Origin of the sequence: Sphingobium sp. CECT 9361 (assembly GCF_918741285.1) — a bacterium.
GTDB lineage: Bacteria > Pseudomonadota > Alphaproteobacteria > Sphingomonadales > Sphingomonadaceae > Sphingobium.
In genome coordinates this window covers 80582-99556 of sequence record NZ_CAKKNC010000006.1, presented here as the reverse complement: position 1 = coordinate 99556, position 18975 = coordinate 80582, and the positions used below count along the sequence as shown (strand labels likewise).

Below are 18975 nucleotides of genomic sequence, written 5' to 3'. Positions count from 1 at the left end.
ATAGTTACGCATCTTCGGCGCGCAATTTCCTGAGCTTGGGCGCCTTATCCATGTCCGCCGCTTCCTTGATCCCCTCGCGCAGATCTTCGCGCATCTGATGGATCGAGGCGATGACCGGTCCCATCGCAACGCCCAGGTCGACCAGCGCCGTCTCGGCAAGTTGCAATGAGCTTTCGAGTGTCTCCGGCACGGCGTCGCTCGCGCCGGCCTTGTATAACTCTGCTGCATGATCGGTATCGCGTGCACGGGCGATGATCGGCAAATCGGGCACCCAACCGCGCACTCGTCGCGTAACGCGCACCGATAACACCGGATCGTCCATCGTCAGGATCAACGCGCGCGCATGGCCGAGGCGTAATTTATCGAGCATTTCGGCGCGGGACACATCGCCAAACAGGATCGGATAGCCATTGCGGCGTGCCGTCGCGACGACGTCCGCGTCCGATTCCACGGCGATGAAAGGCTGATTATGCAACTTTAACAGATCGCATACCATGTGCCCCACACGGCCGAAGCCGATGACCACCGCTGCCGGTTGTGCGCCTTCCTCACCCAGCGGAGTGGGCTCTTCCGATCCAGCGAGTTCCAGTCGCCGGGCAATGTCGTGGCCTATCCGGGCCAGCAAGGGCGTGATGGTTAGGCCGATTGCCGTCACGATCTGCCAGAAAGCTGCCGTTGAAGGCAGAATGAGTTGCGCCGCCGATGCCGCGGTCAGCACGATCAGGGTGGTTTCCGAAGGGCTGGACATGAGCACGCCGACTTCCAGCGACACGCCTCTGCTGACGCCTGAAAAGCGCAGCAGTAGTGTTGTGACGATCGTTTTCGCGATCACCACGCCGACTACGGCAAGCAACAGGATCGACCAGTTTGCGGCGATAACGCGCAGGTCCAGGCTCATCCCCACAGTGATGAGGAAGACGCCGAGCGCCAATCCCTTGAACGGGGCGGTCATCACTTCGACTTCGCCATGGTAATCGGTTTCGGCGATCAATATGCCCGCAAGCAATGCCCCAACGATCGGCGATAGACCCACGAGCGCAGTCGCGAGGCTGGAAATGATCACGACCAGCAGGCTGGCAGCCAGAAACACTTCGGGGCTCTTGGTGCGCGCTGCCTGGCTGAAGATGTGTGGCAGGGTGAAACGCCCAAGCACCAGCATCACCACGATGGTGACGCCGCCTTTAACGAGTGTATCGACCAGGCCGACCCATCCCGCTTCGCTGGCCGTGGGGGCGAGCGCGCCAAGCAGGAAGATGATCGGCACCAGTGCCAAATCTTCGAACAGGAGCATGGCAAATGCGGATCGTCCGACGGCAGTCTGCGTACCCACCATTGGTAACACCAGCGCCGTCGAGGAAAGTGCAAGCGCAAGGCCGAGGCCTACGGCGCCTCCGATTCCCTGCCCGATCAGATAGAGCGCGACGCCGATTATGGCGGCGCTTATGAGTAGTTCGGCAGCGCCGACCCCGAACACTTGGGTGCGCATCGTCCACAATCGCTTGAAACTCAGTTCAAGCCCGATGGAGAACAGGAGCAGGATGATCCCAAGTTCCGCAAAGGGGGCAATCGCCTTCGGATCGGAAATGGTGATGTAGTACAGCCAGGGATATTGATCGATCAACGATCCGAGGCCGGCCGGGCCTACGGCCAAACCGACGAGAATGAAGCCGATGACTGGGCTTATGCGAAAACGGGCGAAGCCGGGGATTACGAGACCCGCTGCGCCCAGGATGACCAAAGCGTCGCTAAGGCCGGTATGATTGAATTCCGCTGCCATTTTCCCCTTATGCACCGGAATGCGTGTTTGTCAGCGCCCTATTGGCCCAAATGCACGCTTTTTATCAACCGCCGCCGGGGGAGTTGTGGCCGCCTGCAGGAACAGGGCCGCCGCTCGGCGCATGGCCCTGTCCGACATTATTATCCCATTCGATATGATACAGATCGAAGCGGCGGTCGCGCAGGTTGCGGACGGTCCCTTCCGCGCGCGCCCAGCTTAAGTCGGCAAGATTGACGTCGGCAATGGTCAGCGTCTCGACATTCTCGCTCGCTTCCGCTGCAATGCCGTCGCGCGCAAAGGGCAAGTCGCAGGGCGTCAATATGCAGCTTTGGGCGTACTGAATGTCCATGTTGTCAACATTCGGCAAATTGCCGACGTTGCCGGACATGATGACGTAACACTGGTTCTCGATTGCCCGCGCCTGCGCGCAGTACCGCACCCGCATATAGCCGGAACGGCTGTCCGTGCAGAAGGGGACAAAGATCATCCGCGCACCCTGATCGACCAGGCGGCGGGCAAGCTCTGGAAATTCGCTATCGTAGCAGATCAGCACGCCGATTGGTCCGCAGTCGGTCTGGATGACGTCCAGCGAATCTCCGCCCTTGATATTCCACCAGAAGGCTTCGTTGGGAGTAGGGTGGATCTTTTCCTGCGAATGCACGGACCCGTCGCGTAACGCGACATAGGCGACATTCTGTACGTCATCATCGTCGGTGCGGGTGGGGTGCGATCCGCCGATGATGTTGACATTATACTCCAGCGCCATGCGCGCCAGTTCCTTGGTCAGTCGCGGCGTATAATTGGTCAGCCGGTCGATCGCCTCCATGGGAGATAGCTTCTTCGTTTCGAACGAGAGCAGCGGCAGTGTGAATAACTCGGGAAAGATGATGAAGTCAGACCGATAATCCGCTGCAACATCCACGAAATATTCGATATTGCGGATGAACTCGTCAAAATCGGCAACGGCACGCGCTTGTAACTGGCATGTCGCCAGACGCACGCTTTCGACGCCGCGCGGGACGCGCATTTCGGGTGCTTCGTCCGGATCTACATAGGGATTGCGCCAGACCATATGCGCGGCGTTGCCATCCGACGCCTTATCTTCGGGCAGATAGTTTTCCAGAACGCCAATCGGCTCGAACTGGTTCTTGAGCTGAAAGCTAAGGACCGGATCGCGCAGCTTGCCGGCAATCACACCCTCCAGATAATCCTGCGGTGTTCCGATGCGGCGCTTGGCGCGGGCGTAACCCGGCAGGCGCCCGGCAATCACGATGCCATGCAGATCGAGCTGCTCGGCCAGTTCCTTGCGCTCATCATATAGTCGCTGACCGATGCGTAGGCCGCGCTGGCGCGGATCGACGGCCATCTCATAACCGTATAGCCACTCTCCCGCCGCGCTGTGCCGGGTGCCGAAACCGTTGGCGGTGATTTCTTCCCAGTCGTGCGGGGAAAACGCCATCGCCTTGCTGACGCGCATCGTCGCGCAATAGCCCACGACCTTGTTGTCATACAGTGCGACGAAGCAGCCTTCGGTGAAGTTGTTGATCTGGCCCCGGATAGTGGCAGGGGAATAGCCTGGCATGCCAGGGTAAGCGCGCTCGATCAGCCGCTGGATCGCCCGCACATCGGTCGGCGCGGCATTACGGATTTCCAGGCGTTTGCGTGCCGCGGTTGTCATCTACTATCCTTGAAAGAAATTCGGCCCCATCGACAGGGATACCCGTCAATGGAGCCGAACATTCAACCGGTCATTTCGGTTCCGACTTATTTCCAGCTAGCCATTTCCGTTTCCAGATTGGCACGGATCGCTTCGAAGAACTGCTCCGTCGTCATCCACGCCTGATTGGGGCCGATCAGCAGGGCAAGATCCTTGGTCATCTTGCCGCTTTCGACGGTTTCGATGCACACCCGCTCCAGGGTTTCAGCAAAGCGCGTGACGTCCGGTGTGTCGTCGAACTTGCCGCGGAACGAGAGGCCCTGCGTCCATGCGAAGATCGACGCGATAGGGTTGGTCGACGTGGCCTTGCCCTGTTCATGCATGCGATAGTGGCGCGTGACGGTGCCATGCGCAGCTTCTGCTTCGATGGTCTTGCCGTCGGGCGACATCAGCACCGAAGTCATGAGGCCGAGCGATCCGAAGCCCTGTGCCACTGTGTCCGACTGCACGTCGCCGTCGTAATTCTTGCACGCCCACACGAACTTGCCGCTCCACTTGAGCGCGGAAGCAACCATGTCGTCGATCAGACGATGTTCGTAAACGATGCCTGCTTCCTTGAACTTGGCAGCGAAATCGGCGTCGAACACTTCCTGGAACAGATCCTTGAAGCGGCCGTCATAGGCCTTCAGGATGGTGTTCTTGGTCGAAAGATACAGCGGCCATTTGCGGTCGAGCGCATAGTTCATACTCGCCCTGGCAAAATCGCGGATCGAATCGTCCAGATTGTACATACCCATGGCGACACCCGCGCTTGGGAACTGGAACACTTCCTCGTCGATCTTCTCGCCATTGTCGCCTTCCCAGACGAGGCGCAGCTTGCCGGGACCTGGGACACGGAAGTCGGTGGCCTTATACTGGTCGCCAAAAGCATGACGTCCGACGACAATCGGATCGGTCCAGCCGGGGACGAGGCGCGGTACGTTCTTGATGACGATGGGTTCGCGGAACACCACACCGCCCAGAATGTTGCGGATCGTGCCGTTGGGCGACTTCCACATTTTCTTGAGGCCGAATTCCTCGACGCGTTGTTCGTCGGGGGTGATCGTTGCGCACTTCACGCCGACGCCGTACTGCTGGATCGCCTTGGCGCTGTCGACCGTGATCTGGTCGTTAGTTTCGTCGCGCTTCTGAACGGACAGGTCGTAATATTTGAGGTCAATGTCGAGATAAGGCTTGATCAGGCGTTCGCGAATCCATTCCCAGATGATGCGCGTCATCTCGTCGCCGTCGAGTTCGACTATCGGATTTTTGACTTTGATCTTCGCCATGCGTCTGCTTCGCTTTCTGTGCACTGGGGATAGGAAGTTGCGATTGCGTCTAGGGAAAGCGGCCAAAATGTTCAACTGTCGGGTTGGGGATTTTGCCGCTTTGCAACCTGAACGGAAACGCTCCGGGTTTCGAGCGTTGTCAGTAGCAATCTCACTCCCTAAGACGAGCCAATGGAAAACAACGAATTCACGGTCGCTACGGGCGGCGGCATCAAATGGCGGTTCCCCGCCGTGCATCCCGAAGGTCGCAAGTTCGGCGCAATTGCGGCTGCGATAACGGGGCTGTTCTTCGTCGTGGGATGGGAAACCATCGGCTGGCTGATGGTGATCGTAACCATCTGGGTATTGACGTTTTTCCGCGATCCCATTCGCGCGACGCCGCAGGATGAGAGTTTGCTGGTCGCGCCAGCCGATGGGCTGGTGACACTGATCCAGAACGTCACGCCGCCGCGCGAAATGGCCGGGCCGGACGGTTTGGGCGATGCGCCGATGATCCGTGTGTCGATGTTCATGAGCGTGTTCGATGTCCACATCAACCGCACGCCCATTGGCGGGACGATCAAGAACGTCGTGTATATCTCCGGCAAGTTCCTGAACGCCGATCTCGACAAAGCCAGTGAAGATAATGAGCGGCAGCACATATTGGTCGAGCGATCGGACGGCGTGCGAATCGGGTTTACGCAGATTGCCGGTCTGGTAGCGCGCCGCATCGTGCCGTTCGTGAAGCCGGGCGATATCGTAGCCGCGGGCCAGCGCATCGGCCTGATCCGCTTTGGCAGCCGCGTCGATCTGTATCTTCCCGCCGGAACCGTACCACGCGTGGTACTGGGGCAGCGGACGGTTGCGGGTGAAACCGTGATCGCCAAGATTGGCGAGAAGCAGATACTGACGGGCGTGCTGCAGTGAGGCAAAGGCGGCGCGCCATTCCCCGCGGACTGCGACGTGGCATCACCTTGCGGATGCTGGCACCCAACGCGGTTACAGCGATGGCTTTGTGCTTCGGTCTGACTGGGGTGCGCTATGGCATTGCCGGCGATTGGGAGCGTTCGGTGGCGTGCATCGTGCTGGCCGGTGTTCTGGACGGACTGGACGGACGCATAGCGCGGCTGTTGCGCGGGGAAAGCCGGTTCGGCGCGGAGCTGGACTCGCTGTCCGACGTGATCGCCTTTGGCGTCGCGCCTACGCTCATCCTTTATCTCTGGTCGTTGCAGACCATGCCGAAGATCGGCTGGATATTCGCTCTGGCCCATGCCTTGTCCTGTGCGCTTCGGCTGGCGCGGTTCAATGCCAATATCGACGCGGATGTTCAGCCGCATAAGTCGGCCGGGTTCCTGACCGGCGTTCCCGCGCCAGCGGGAGCGGGGCTGACGTTCGTGCCGTTGTATCTCTGGTTCGTGACCGGGCTCGACATATTCCGCGCCTGGTATGTTGTCGCTCCGTGGACGGCGTTCATTGCGTTTCTCATGATATCCAATGTCGCGACGTTCAGTTGGTCGTCCTTGCGTCTGCGTAAGACGATCCGGATGGAAGCAATACTCGTTGCGGGACTGCTCGCTGCACTGTTGATGACGGTGCCGTGGCATACGCTGCTGGCGATCAGCCTATTGTATGTGGCGCTTATCCCGTTCGGCATTGCCAGCTATGGCAAGGTGCTGCGGTCGAAGGATGTGCCGCCTTCCGTAACCTGACGCGGGCGCTATAACTTCTCTAAGGTCGCCCGTATGCGATAAGGCAGGGCCGCCTCGCTGTTTGATTTTCAGGCGGCCAAAGCAGTGCGGGTCGGGTTGGCCCGCGCCGTCTGAACAGGGCGGACGCGGGGGCGGCTGATCCGCACATTATAGACGCGGACCGTTTGCGGCATCGGCTCTACCAGAAGGGCAGCCACGATCTTTTCCTGATAATGGGCGAACATCCAGGCGATCACGCCGATGGCAAAGGCAAAACCCGTAACGAACACGAAAGCAGCAATCATACCAAACATCGTACTGACCCTTCCATCTGACCGCAGGCACGGCTCACCGGACTTATCTTCGCAAACCGCCCGAAACCGCCATTTGTTCCCGATGTTCACTATTTGTTCTATCCTGCTGCACTTGTCAAGCCTTGCATTGCGAGGACAAGGCCGATAAAGGCCGCGCTCCAATCCACATGGGAATCGCACATCCCGGTGCCGGACGGCCTCTTTGAGAGGATCCAAAAGGTCACTGATTCCCAGAGGTCTAACCGGTAAGGAGAACTATTATGGCGGCACCTGTCGTCTCGATGCAGCAATTGATCGAAGCTGGCGCGCACTTTGGCCACCAGACTCACCGCTGGAATCCGCGCATGAAGCCGTACATCTTCGGCGACCGCAACGGCATCCACATTCTCGACCTTTCGCAGACTGTTCCGCTCTTCGCCCGCGCACTCGACTTCGTGTCGGCCAGCGTTGCCAATGGCGGCAAGGTGCTGTTCGTCGGCACCAAGCGTCAGGCACAAGATCCCATCGCAGAAGCCGCACGCCGTTCGGGCCAGCACTTCGTCAACCATCGCTGGCTGGGCGGTATGCTCACCAACTGGAAGACCATTTCAGGTTCGATCAAGCGTCTCAAGACCCTTGAGGAAAAGCTGTCGGGTGACACCCACGGCCTGACCAAGAAGGAAGTGCTCCAGATGACGCGCGAGCGCGAAAAGCTGGAAATGTCGCTGGGCGGCATCCGCGACATGGGCGGCATTCCTGACGTGATGTTCGTGATCGACGCAGGCAAGGAAGAACTGGCGATCAAGGAAGCCAACACGCTGGGTATTCCGGTTGTTGCGATCCTCGATTCGAACGTATCGCCCGACGGCATCGCGTTCCCCGTTCCCGCAAACGATGACGCAAGCCGCGCCATCCGCTTGTACTGCGATGCAATCGCTGCCGCAGCGACCAAGGGCAACCGTGGCGCCGTGCAGGCTTCGGGCGTTGACCTGGGCGCGATGGACGAACCGCTTCCTGAAGAAGCGGCTATCGAAGTCGCTCCGGCAGAGGCAACCGCCACCGACGCCTGACAGGCTGGGTACATCGACCAAAACCGTTCGGGCTGAGCGTGTCGAAGCCTTGTTCTTTTTAGGAAGGACGGCCCTTCGACAAGCTCAGGGCGAACGGGGAGGGATCGGGTACTCCAAACTGAAAACTTTGCAGGGTAAAGGGCGCGTTCTTCCGCAAGGGATCGCGCCCTCCCGCACATTTGAAATAGAATAAAGGAAATCACGATGGCCGAGATTACCGCCGCCACTGTCAAGGAACTGCGCGACCGTTCGGGCGCGGGCATGATGGACTGCAAGAAGGCGCTGACCGAATCCAATGGCGATATCGAAGCAGCATCCGATTGGCTGCGTGCCAAGGGTCTGGCCGCTGCGCAGAAGAAGTCCAGCCGCACCGCTGCTGAAGGTCTGGTCGGCGTTGTCGTCGCCGGGACCAAGGGCGTTGCCGTTGAAGTGAACAGCGAAACCGATTTCGTCGCGAAGAACGACCAATTCCAGGAGTTCGTGCGTAACGTGGCGCAGATCGCGCTCGACACGCAGGCCGCCGACGCGGAAACGCTTGCGAACGCTGCTTATCCCACCGGTGGCAGCGTTTCGGAAAAGCTGGTCGCGAACATCGCTACCATCGGTGAAAACCAGACGCTGCGTCGTCTGGCGCATCTGTCGGTCGATCAGGGCGTTGTCGTTCCTTACGTGCATAACGCTGCTGCGCCGGGTCTCGGCAAGATCGGCGTTCTGGTCGCACTGGAAGGCGATGCGCCGACCGACGTTCTGGAGCCGCTGGGCAAGCAGATCGCGATGCACATCGCCGCTGCCTTCCCGCTGGCACTTGCTGCGTCCGATATCGATCCGGCATTGCTGGAGCGTGAGCGTTCGATCGCTGCGGAAAAGGCATCCGAATCGGGCAAGCCTGCTGAAATCGTCGCCAAGATGGTCGACGGTGCGGTGGCAAAGTACGCCAAGGAAAATGCGCTGCTCAGCCAGTTGTTCGTCATGGACAACAAGACGCCGGTCGCCGACGTCGTTGCCAAGGCCGCAAAGGATGCAGGCAAGTCGATCACGCTGAAGGGCTATGTCCGCTTCCAGCTTGGCGAAGGCATCGAAAAGGAAGTCAGCGACTTCGCAGCAGAAGTTGCGGCGGCCGCTGGGGTCTGAGCGACCGCCATACCCATATCCGTTCGTTTCGAGCAGCCCTTCGACTGCCTGCCAGGGCAGGCGCTCAGGACAGGCTCGAACCGAACGGGTTTGGTGGGTTAGTTAAGTGAGCGGTTTTTAGCACCGCTCTAAACACCAAAACCCCGCTTCACATCATGGCGCGCACTCCCTAAGGTGCGCGCCATTTCCATGATCAGACAGGATAACCGCCCCGCATGACTCGGCCAGCCTTCAAGCGCATCCTGCTCAAGCTTTCGGGCGAAGTATTGATGGGGTCGGGCCAGTTCGGCATCGACCCGGAAACCGTGGACCGCGTTGCGGGCGAAATCGCCGCGGCGAGTGCCACCGGATATGAACTGTGCGTCGTCGTGGGTGGCGGTAACATCTTCCGTGGCCTTGCGGCTGCGGCCAAGGGCTTCGACCGGACCAGCGCCGATTATATGGGTATGCTCGCCACGGTGATGAACGCGCTCGCCGTGCAGAACGCGCTGGAGCGCATGGGGCATGACACCCGTGTCCAGTCAGCCATTCCGATGGCCAGCGTTTGCGAACCCTATATCCGGCGCAAGGCGGAACGGCATCTGGAAAAGGGGCGGATCGTGATCTTCGCCGCCGGCACCGGCAATCCGTTCTTTACCACCGACACTGCCGCTGCGCTGCGCGCCGCCGAAATGGGCTGCGATGCGCTGTTCAAGGGGACCAGCGTCGATGGCGTCTACGATGCCGATCCCAAGAAGGTGGCGACCGCGACCCGTTATGAAACAGTGACTTTCGACAAGGTGTTGAACGATCATCTGAAAGTCATGGACGCCAGCGCGATTGCGCTGTGCCGCGAAAACAATATTCCGATCGTCGTCTTCAACATTCGCGAAACCGGCAACCTTGCAAAGGTGTTGGCAGGCGAAGGCGTGGCGACCGTTGTCCAAGCTCAGAGTGATTGATCCGATGATATCGGACCAATCACTCTGATTTGTGTGTTTAACGCGATTTCCGAGCCATCAGATTTCATCTGATTAGAAATCGCTTCAGGAGAACTAATCATGGCGCAATATAGCAAAGCCGATCTGGAACGCCGCATGGCGGGGGCCGTCGAATCGCTCAAGGGCGATCTGTCGGGCCTGCGCACGGGCCGCGCGAACACGGCGCTCCTCGATCCGGTGACGGTGGAAGTCTATGGGTCGCACATGCCGCTCAATCAGGTGGCGACGGTGTCCGCACCCGAACCGCGTATGCTTTCGGTGCAGGTGTGGGACCGCAGCAATGTGACCCCGGTGGAAAAGGCGATCCGTTCGGCGGGTCTGGGCCTCAACCCGATTACTGATGGCACCACGCTGCGCCTGCCGATCCCCGATCTGACCGAGGAACGCCGCAAGGAATTGGCGAAGCTCGCCAGCAAATATGCAGAAGGCGCGCGTATTGCCGTTCGCAACGTGCGACGCGATGGCATGGACAGCCTGAAAGTCGATGAAAAGAAAGGTGAAATTAGCGAGGACGATCGCAAGCGCCTGGAAACCGAAGTGCAGAAGATGACCGATGCGACCATCGCAGACATCGATGCCGCCGCCGGGGCCAAGGAAAAAGAAATACTTGGCCAATAGACTGTAAATCGGCACATAGTTCGATTGTGGCAACGCAGGCATCCACTCACACGCAACGGGGCGTATTTCCTCAGGGCTTTGCCGATCATGGGGCGCGGCATGTCGCGATCATCATGGATGGCAACGGGCGGTGGGCGAAGAAGCGGCTGCTGCCACGCTTTGCTGGACACAAGGCCGGGGTGGACGCTGTGCGGCGCACGGCGCGGGCGGCGCGGGAACTCGGCATCGAATGCCTGACGCTCTATGCGTTCTCTTCCGAAAACTGGAAGCGGCCTGCGGCGGAGATTGCCGACTTGATGGGCCTGCTGCGGCGGTTCATCGAAGCGGATATCGATGAGTTGGTGGCCGACGATGTACGCTTGCGGGTCATCGGCAATTATCGCGCGCTGGAGCCTTCGCTGGTCACGCTGATCGATGATGCGATCGCACGGACGGCTGGCAATAATGGCCCCATCTTGGCGATCGCGCTGAATTACGGGTCGCAGGATGAGATGATCCGCGCGGTGCAGTCGCTGGCGACGCGCGCCGCGGCAGGCGAGATCGCACCGGAGGATATCGGCACCGATCATCTCGATGCGGCGCTCGATACGGCGACCCTGCCGCCGCTCGACCTGCTGATCCGCACATCGGGCGAACAGCGGCTGAGCAACTTCCTGCTGTGGCAGGCGGCCTATGCCGAACTCTATTTCACCGACACTTTATGGCCCGATTTCGGCAGCGATGCGCTGGTGCAGGCGCTGGACACGTTCAAGGGTCGCGACCGCCGCTATGGTGGCCTTTGACGCATATTCGGGCCGGATGACGTCATGACGGTGCGCCCTAGCGACCTGAAAACGCGCGCCATCGTTGGCCTCGCACTGATCTGTGTAGCCGTCGCTTGCCTGTTGATGGGGCATATATTGTTCTGGATGCTGGCGTCGCTGGCCGGGGTAATGATGCAAGGTGAATGGGCGAGTCTGATCGGTGCGAATGTGCGGGCGCGGCGCTTGTCGATGTTTGCGATCTGCGTACCGCTGGCGATCATGGCGCCCGATCCGTTGGCGGCGGGGCCATCCTTTCTTGCCATCGGCTTATTGTTTGGTGCGGTGATATTCGTGGCCGCGATCACGCGGTCTATCCGATTGGCGCTGGGCATCCTCTATGTTGGTGTGCCGGTGCTGGCGCTGCTGTTCCTGCGCGCGCAGCCGGGTGGATTGCTGCTGGCATTCTGGGCGCTGGGGCTGGTGTGGGCGACGGACATCGGTGCGTATTTTGCGGGGCGCTCCATTGGCGGGCCGAAGCTCGCGCCGTCGATCAGTCCGTCGAAGACCTGGGCAGGACTTGGCGGCGGCGTGCTCGCGGCGCTGGCCTTCGGCTTTACGCTGCACTTCATGGCTGGATTGCCGCTGCGGCTGGCGGCGGCGTGCGGGATATTGGCGGTGGCGGCGCAGGGCGGCGATCTGTTCGAAAGCGCGCTCAAGCGGCGGGCAGGGGTGAAGGACAGCGGCAATCTGCTCCCCGGTCATGGTGGCGTGCTGGATCGGCTGGACGGCGTCGTGACTGCCGCACCGCTCGCGGCCTTGCTGGTCGTGCTGCCGGGGTTGCTATGACGCGGCGTATATCGATTTTCGGAGCGACCGGGTCGGTCGGCACCTCCACCCTCGATCTGGTGGGGCGGGACGACGGCGCATGGCAGGTCGTCGCGCTTACCGCGCATAGCGATGTAGCGGCATTGTCGGCGGCGGCGCGGAAATATCGCGCGGACGTGGCGGTGATCGGGCAGGAAGCGCTCTACGCCGATCTGCGCGATGCACTGGCGGGCAGCGGCATCCGTGCCGAGGCAGGCGCGCAGGCGTTGATCGATGTCGCACGGCTCGATGTAGACTGGACGATGGCCTCCATCGTCGGCACCGCAGGACTGGAGCCGACACTGGCCGCGCTGGAACGTGGGCATACGGTGGCGCTTGCCAACAAGGAATCGCTGGTGTCGGCCGGTGCGCTGATGATGCAGGCGGTGCGCGAATCCGGCGCGACGCTGTTGCCCGTGGACAGCGAACATAACGCGATTTTCCAATGCCTTGCGGGCGGAAGCATGGAAGACGTGCGACGTATCACGCTGACCGCCAGCGGCGGACCGTTCCGTGAGTTTACGCGCGAGCAGATGGCAGCCGTCACGCCCGCGCAGGCGGTCAAGCATCCCAACTGGTCGATGGGTGCGAAGATCAGCATCGACAGCGCGACGATGATGAACAAGGGGCTGGAACTGATCGAAGCCGATCACCTGTTCCCCGTTGGTCTCGACAACATCGAAATCCTTGTTCACCCGCAATCGGTCATCCATTCGATGGTCGAATATCGCGATTGTTCGACACTCGCGCAGTTGGGCAGCCCCGACATGCGCATCCCCATCGCTCATGCCCTTGCGTGGCCCAGACGGATCACGACGCCTTGCTTGCCCCTAGATCTGGTGACGATCGGTCGGCTGGATTTCGAGGCCCCTGATCCCGTCCGCTTCCCCGGCCTGCGGCTGGCGCGCGATGCGGCAAGGGCAGGGGGCGGGCATCCCGCCACGCTCAACGCGGCCAATGAAGTGGCGGTTGCTGCCTTTCTGTCGGGGCGTATCGGCTTCCTCGATATCGCCGCGATTGTGGAAGAGGTGCTGTCAGGCTATAGCGCGCCAACGCCCCGCTCGATTGCGGAGATACTGGAGGCGGATGGCGCGGCCCGCCACGCCGCGTCCCGCATCGTGGAAAGAGTCCAAGTTTGATTGAAAATCCAAGCCTCCTGCTGACCGTCTTTGCCTTTCTCGCCATCATCGGCCCGCTGGTTTTCGTCCATGAATTTGGGCATTACATCGTCGGGCGCTGGTGCGGCGTGAAGGCGGAAGCGTTCTCGATCGGATTCGGCAAGGAGCTGTTCGCCTGGGTCGATAAGCGCGGCACGCGCTGGCGTCTCGCGATGCTCCCGCTGGGCGGCTATGTGAAGTTCAAGGGCGACATGAACGCCGCCAGCCAGACCGATCCGGAATGGTTGACGATGTCGGCGCAGGACCGCGCAGAAAGTTTCCCTGCCAAGCCGGTGTGGCAACGCGCCGCCATCGTATTTGCCGGTCCCGCAATCAATTTCCTCGCTGCGATCCTGCTGCTCGGTGCGCTGGCCTATATACAGGGCGATCCGGAAGCGCCGCCTGTCGTCGGTGCCGTGTCGAACGGATCGGCGGCGCAATCGGCTGGCCTGAAGGCAGGCGACCGGATCGTCAGCATCATGGGCCGCGACATTGGCAGCTTCACGGACATCTCATCCATCGTCACTCTGCGCCCCAATGAAGTGCTGCCCTATGTGGTGGAGCGCAACGGCCAGCGATTCGATGTATCGATTGCGGCGGGCACGCGGATCGAAAAGGACCGCTTTGGTAATGTCTTCCGTCTTGGGCAGCTTGGCGTGGCGTCTGCGCCGCTGGTGTTCCGCCCCGTCAGCCTGATCGAAGCGCCGGTCGTCGGTGCGCGCAAGGTGGTGCAGCTTTTCAGCTCGTCGATGGATGGCCTGTGGCAGATCATTACCGGTCGCCGGTCGATGAAGGAACTGGGTGGCCCGCTCAAGATCGCCGATGTGTCTGGACAGGCGGCCAATATGGGTTGGCAGAGCTTCATCTTCCTGATGGCCTTTATCTCGATTAACTTGGGGTTCATCAACTTGTTGCCAATCCCGATGCTGGATGGCGGGCATCTGCTGTTTTACGCAATCGAGGGGATAAAGGGGCGTCCGGTCAGCCCGCAGGTGCAGGAAATGGCCTATCGGTCCGGCCTGATGGTGCTCCTGAGCCTGATGGTGTTCGTGACTTTCAACGATTTGTCGTCTTTCGGACTGTGGAGAAGCCTGTCTGGCTTGATCGGCTGAGCCGGTTGAGGCAGTGAGGCTCGCCAAGGATCGAGCAACAATTTGCAACAGCCGCGTGCTGTGTTTTTTACATGTGGCCGATGGCCGTGACTTTATTTCAAGGGTGATGCGGGTGACAGCGACCAAAAGCAGCAATTTCGACAGGCCGGCGGCGAAGCGCATGGCGCTGGTCGCTCTGTTGACGGGAACGATGCTGGCCGGATTGCCTGCCTCCGCGCAGACCCGTGCACCCACTGCGCCTGCTGCCGCGCCAGCGACGCCCCCGGCGGCGCAGATCGCTGCGCCGGTCAAGGCGATCAACATCACCGGGCAGCAGCGTCTGGAATCGGACACGATCCTTTCCTACACAAAGCTGCGCGTCGGCCAGCCCTATACGCGCGAAACTCTGGATCAGGCGCTGCGTGACCTGTTCGAAACGGAATTGTTCGCCGATGTGCAGATCCGCGACGACAACGGCACGCTGACCATTGAGGTCAAGGAAAACCCGGTCATCAACCGCATCGTGCTGGAAGGCAACAAGCGGCTGAAGGAAGACAAGATTCGGCCGGAAATCAAGCTGGCGCCGCGCCAGATCTATACCCGGTCGAAGGTCCGCGCCGACGTTGCCCGCATCATCGAACTGTATCGCCGTCAGGGCCGCTTTGCAGCAACGATCGAACCGAAGATGGTGCAGCTCGATCAGAACCGCGTCGATATCGTGTTTGAAATCACCGAAGGGCCAAAGTCCAAGGTTCGCCAGATCAACATCATCGGCAATGAGAAGTTCAAGGACGGCCGCCTGCAAGGCGAAATGGCGACCAAGGCTGCACGCTGGTTCCGCTTGTTCTCTTCAGGCACCAGCTACGATCCCGATCGGCTTGCCTATGACCAGCAGAAGCTGCGCCAATTCTACCTGACCAACGGCTATGCCGATTTCCGCGTTATTTCCGCCGTGGCCGAACTGACGCCTGACAAGCAGGACTTCATCATCACCTATGTGGTGGAAGAAGGTGAGCGCTACAAGTTCGGCGACGTGAAGGTGGAAAGCGACATTCGCGATCTGTCGGGCGATTCGCTGACCAAGCTGCTGCCGATGAAGAAGGGCGACTGGTACGACGCGAAGAAGGTCGAGGATACCGTCGACAATCTGAACGAAACTGCCGGTCTGTTCGGCTATGCCTTTGCCGACGTGTCTCCGGATTTCAACCGGAGCAAGGAAGACCTGACGATGGGGATCACGTTCCGCATCGGCAATGCGCCGCGCGTCTATGTCGAGCGGATCGACATCAACGGCAACACGCTGACGCAGGACAAGGTCGTGCGTCGCGAATTCCGCGTGGCAGAAGGCGACGCGTTCAACAGCTTCGCGGTGAAGCGATCGAAGGATCGCATCAATTCGCTCGGCTTCTTCCAGGAAAAGCTGGATATCGAACAGAAGCCGGGTTCCACGCCCGACCGCATCATTCTGGAAACCAATGTCGAAGAAAAATCGACAGGTGAGCTTTCGCTATCGGCGGGCTATTCCAGCCTTGAGCGCTTCATCATTTCCGGCTCGATCACGCAACGCAACTTCCGCGGCAAGGGCCAGGAACTGCGCACCAGCGTCAACTATTCAGCCTATTCCAAGTCGGTGGAAGTCGGCTTTACCGAGCCTTATCTGCTCGACAAGAACATCGCGGTCGGTGGCGACATTTTCCGCCGCGATCTGAACAGCTTCCAGTACGGGCTTAACAACGACCGTAACACAACCTATCAGCAGACCAGCACCGGCTTCCAGCTTCGCGCAGGTGTGCCGCTGACCGAATATATGTCACTGGCGCTGCGTTATGGGGTGAGCCTCGACAATGTGACGCTGGCCCGCGGCACATTTTTCTCCGATAACAACGGCGACGGCATCCGCGGCAACAGCGATACCGATTTCTGCGACTCCCGGCAGGCAGGTCGGTATCTGTGCGATGCCATCGGAAAGCGAACGACTTCGTCCATCGGCTATTCGCTTATATTCGACAATCGCGACAATCGCATCCGCCCGACGCGCGGGCAGAGCCTCACGCTCAGTCAGGACATTGCCGGGCTGGGCGGCAGCGTGAAATATGTGAAGACGCGCCTTGCGGGCAGCAAGCATTTCAACATCGGCAGCGGCTTCATCGCCAGCCTGACTGCCGAAGGCGGCTATATTCATTCTCTGGAAGGCGCGCGCTTCGATAACACAGGTGCTACGCCTGTCGAAATCGAGCGTGTTCGTCTGACCGATCGTTTCTTCCTGGGCGAACCGCAGATGCGCGGATTTGCCATTCGCGGCATCGGTCCGCGCGTCTTGCGCTATTATCTGGCATCGGACGGCAGCGGCAAATACGTTCGCGACACGAGCCGCAACGGCTTCACCGACGATGCGCTGGGTGGCAAAATATATTATATGGCGCGCGGTGAAGTGGAAATTCCGCTTGGGTCAGGCGCCAGAGAACTGGGACTGCGCCCATCGGTATATGTCGATGTTGGCGCCGTGGCCGGCATCAAGAACCCCATCCTCACCAATTTTGCCGGCACGTGCGCCGTACAGGCCACCGCAACTGTCCCGGGAAAATCGGCAAACGCAGTTTCGCCAGGGGTGTGCCCTGCGGGTTACGCGAATACGGATTATCTCGACCGGTCCGGTTTCGAGGAAATCTATACCGGCGACACGCTCAAGCCGCGCCTCTCGGTCGGCTTCGGTGTAAACTGGAATTCGCCATTCGGCCCCTTCCGCATCGATATTGCGAAGGCGCTGCTGAAGGAAACAGGGGACAACGACAAGCTTATTACTTTCAACGTAGGGACTCAATTCTGATGAAGACGATTATCAAAGCTGCTGCTTTCGCTCTCGCACCGATGACAGCGATTGCACTGGCGACCACGCCTGCCGCCGCGCAGTCGAAGGCTGGCATTGCTGTCGCCAATCTGGAACAGGCCGTTGCCACCAGCACTGCCTACACCACTGCACGTACGCAGATGAACACCACGTACAAGGCGCAGATCGATGCCTTCAATGCGCGCAAGACTGCGATCGACGCCGATCTGAAGACCAAGGGAGAAGCCTTGCAGGCCGCCATCAACGCCGCTGGCGGCAAGCCGACCCCCGCTTTGCAGACGCAATATGAGCAGTATCAGCAGCAGACCCAGACCTATCAGGCGGAACTGCAGCGTCTGGGCCAGCCCATCGGTCTGGCGAACGCCTATGTCGAACAGCAGATCACAGCCAAGCTGTCTGACGCGCTGAAGGCCGCAATGACGAAGGCAAAGGTCGATCTCGTTCTCTCGCCCGAAGCGACCGTATCCTATCAGCCAACCGTGGACATCACCGCGGCTGTCGTGACCGAACTGAATGCGCTCGTCCCCAGCGTCGGCATCACGCCGCCCGCCGGTTGGCAGCCTGCTCAGCGTGGTCAGGGCGGCGCGCCCGCACCTGCCGCCGCTGCACCGCAGAACCCGGCGCAGAAGCCGACGTCGCGCTGATCGGTCGATCTGAATGACGGACACTACGCCTGGCGTTGAAACGCCGGTAACGCTTGGCCCCCTGGATATCCGGGGGGTCATGGCGGCCCTGCCGCATCGGTTCCCGATGCTGCTGATCGACCGCGTCGTCGCCATGGTGCCGCACAAGAGCATCCACGCGATCAAGGCGGTGACGATCAACGAGCCGTTCTTTGCGGGGCATTTCCCCGAACGGCCGATTATGCCGGGCGTATTGATCGTCGAAGCGATTGCGCAGGCGGCGGGCGTGCTGGCTGTGGAATCGATGGGCCTCGCCGGAACCGGCAAGCTCGTTTATTTCATGGCCATCGACGGCGCGAAATTCCGTGCGCCGGTGGAGCCGGGCTGCCTGCTCGACATCCATGTCGAATTCACGACGCTGCGCGGGTCAATCTGCAAGTTCACGGGCAAGGCGATGTCGGACGGCAAGTTGATGGCCGAAGCGCATTGCACTGCGATGATCGCCGACCCGCCTAAGTAGTACGCTTGGTTCCCCGGCGAAGGCCGGGGTCCAGGGTTTTGGGCACAGCGTCTGGGACTCCTGGACCCCGGCCTTCGCCGGGGAACAATTCGGTAGCCCGCAACCACACAGATATTGCCTTTTTGTCGAAGAACCGCTAACCGCGCGCCTTCGCGAGAGTTTCACGCATCCAAAGGCCGGTCGGAACCGGCCATCACCGGAGCATTACCCATGAAGACCGATACGCATCCCGATTACCACTTCATCACCGTCCAGATGACCGATGGCACCACCTATCGCACCCGCTCCACCTGGGGCAAGGAAGGCGATACGCTGGCGCTGGATATCGATCCCAAGTCGCATCCGGCCTGGACCGGCGGTACGCGTCAGCTCGATCAGGGCGGCCAGGTCGCACGCTTCAACAAGCGTTTCGGCGGCCTTACGCTCAAGAAGTAAGCACCGGATCATCGGTATGGAAAAGGGCGCCTGCGAGGCGCCCTTTTTTGTTGCTGTTTCTCCTCGCCCATCGGGAGAGGATAGTGGAAGTTGCCAGCTTGCTGATTACCGGAACTTGGAGAGCGGTTCTACCCTCTCGATAGCTCCGATCCCTCTCCAACTACGACTAGGCC

The 18975-nt window shown here is 60.3% G+C and carries 18 protein-coding genes; 14 read left to right on the top strand and 4 right to left on the bottom strand.

Annotation, left to right across the window (positions count from 1 at the left end; translation table 11 throughout):
- Positions 1-4 precede the first annotated feature (4 nt).
- From LQ220_RS10895 to LQ220_RS10885, 3 genes are all read right to left on the bottom strand, one after another.
- The gene (locus tag LQ220_RS10895) at positions 5-1777 is read right to left on the bottom strand and encodes a cation:proton antiporter (RefSeq protein ID WP_230188317.1); all 1773 of its coding nucleotides are present in this window, start codon (positions 1775-1777) and stop codon (positions 5-7) included.
- Between the two features lie 64 nt (positions 1778-1841).
- Positions 1842-3455: a carbon-nitrogen hydrolase family protein gene (locus LQ220_RS10890; RefSeq protein ID WP_230188316.1), complete on the bottom strand. Its 1614-nt coding sequence runs from the start codon at positions 3453-3455 to the stop codon at positions 1842-1844.
- Positions 3456-3541: 86 nt separating this feature from the next.
- Complete coding sequence (locus tag LQ220_RS10885; protein ID WP_230188315.1) at positions 3542-4762, bottom strand: NADP-dependent isocitrate dehydrogenase; 1221 nt, start codon at positions 4760-4762, stop codon at positions 3542-3544.
- Between the two features lie 171 nt (positions 4763-4933).
- Here LQ220_RS10885 and LQ220_RS10880 point away from each other — a divergent pair, with 171 nt between their 5' ends.
- Together LQ220_RS10880 and LQ220_RS10875 are read left to right on the top strand one after the other, a co-directional pair.
- Entirely contained in the window at positions 4934-5668 is a 735-nt protein-coding gene (locus LQ220_RS10880) for a phosphatidylserine decarboxylase (RefSeq protein ID WP_230188314.1), read from the top strand.
- Between the two features lie 53 nt (positions 5669-5721).
- A complete protein-coding gene (locus LQ220_RS10875; RefSeq protein ID WP_230188313.1) occupies positions 5722-6450 on the top strand; it encodes a phosphatidylcholine/phosphatidylserine synthase in 729 nt (242 codons plus the stop codon).
- A 68-nt stretch (positions 6451-6518) separates the two neighbouring features.
- Here LQ220_RS10875 and LQ220_RS10870 read toward each other — a convergent pair whose 3' ends face one another.
- Positions 6519-6743 (bottom strand): hypothetical protein, encoded by a 225-nt coding sequence (locus tag LQ220_RS10870; RefSeq protein WP_230188312.1) that lies wholly within the window; start codon positions 6741-6743, stop codon positions 6519-6521.
- Between the two features lie 260 nt (positions 6744-7003).
- Here LQ220_RS10870 and rpsB point away from each other — a divergent pair, with 260 nt between their 5' ends.
- The 12 genes from rpsB (at position 7004) to rpmE (ending at position 18802) form a co-directional block, all read left to right on the top strand.
- The gene (gene rpsB, locus LQ220_RS10865) at positions 7004-7792 is read left to right on the top strand and encodes a 30S ribosomal protein S2 (RefSeq protein WP_230188311.1); all 789 of its coding nucleotides are present in this window, start codon (positions 7004-7006) and stop codon (positions 7790-7792) included.
- A gap of 204 nt (positions 7793-7996) precedes the next feature.
- Entirely contained in the window at positions 7997-8923 is a 927-nt protein-coding gene (tsf, locus tag LQ220_RS10860) for a translation elongation factor Ts (protein ID WP_230188310.1), read from the top strand.
- Between the two features lie 215 nt (positions 8924-9138).
- Positions 9139-9864, top strand: a complete 726-nt coding sequence (gene pyrH / locus LQ220_RS10855) for a UMP kinase (RefSeq protein ID WP_230188309.1) — start codon at positions 9139-9141, stop codon at positions 9862-9864.
- Between the two features lie 99 nt (positions 9865-9963).
- Positions 9964-10521, top strand: a complete 558-nt coding sequence (frr, locus tag LQ220_RS10850) for a ribosome recycling factor (RefSeq protein ID WP_230188308.1) — start codon at positions 9964-9966, stop codon at positions 10519-10521.
- 26 nt (positions 10522-10547) lie between these two features.
- Complete coding sequence (gene uppS, locus LQ220_RS10845; RefSeq protein ID WP_290369034.1) at positions 10548-11303, top strand: polyprenyl diphosphate synthase; 756 nt, start codon at positions 10548-10550, stop codon at positions 11301-11303.
- Between the two features lie 24 nt (positions 11304-11327).
- The gene (locus tag LQ220_RS10840; RefSeq protein WP_230188307.1) at positions 11328-12110 is read left to right on the top strand and encodes a phosphatidate cytidylyltransferase; all 783 of its coding nucleotides are present in this window, start codon (positions 11328-11330) and stop codon (positions 12108-12110) included.
- On the top strand, positions 12107-13267 hold the full coding sequence (locus tag LQ220_RS10835) for a 1-deoxy-D-xylulose-5-phosphate reductoisomerase (protein ID WP_230188306.1): 1161 nt from the start codon (positions 12107-12109) through the stop codon (positions 13265-13267). The genes LQ220_RS10840 and LQ220_RS10835 overlap by 4 nt, the downstream gene beginning before the upstream one ends.
- Complete coding sequence (gene rseP / locus LQ220_RS10830) at positions 13264-14397, top strand: RIP metalloprotease RseP (protein ID WP_230188305.1); 1134 nt, start codon at positions 13264-13266, stop codon at positions 14395-14397. The genes LQ220_RS10835 and rseP overlap by 4 nt, the downstream gene beginning before the upstream one ends.
- 106 nt (positions 14398-14503) lie before the next feature.
- Positions 14504-17203 carry an outer membrane protein assembly factor BamA gene (gene bamA, locus LQ220_RS10825; protein ID WP_230188304.1) on the top strand — a complete coding sequence of 900 codons (2700 nt, stop codon included), beginning with the start codon at positions 14504-14506 and terminating at the stop codon, positions 17201-17203.
- Positions 17203-17868, top strand: coding sequence for an OmpH family outer membrane protein (locus LQ220_RS10820; protein WP_230188303.1), 666 nt, complete (start codon positions 17203-17205; stop codon positions 17866-17868). Before bamA ends, LQ220_RS10820 begins: the two co-directional genes overlap by 1 nt.
- 13 nt (positions 17869-17881) lie before the next feature.
- Positions 17882-18367 (top strand): 3-hydroxyacyl-ACP dehydratase FabZ, encoded by a 486-nt coding sequence (gene fabZ, locus LQ220_RS10815; protein ID WP_230188302.1) that lies wholly within the window; start codon positions 17882-17884, stop codon positions 18365-18367.
- A gap of 210 nt (positions 18368-18577) precedes the next feature.
- Positions 18578-18802, top strand: coding sequence for a 50S ribosomal protein L31 (rpmE, locus tag LQ220_RS10810; protein ID WP_104953960.1), 225 nt, complete (start codon positions 18578-18580; stop codon positions 18800-18802).
- Positions 18803-18975: the final 173 nt, after the last annotated feature.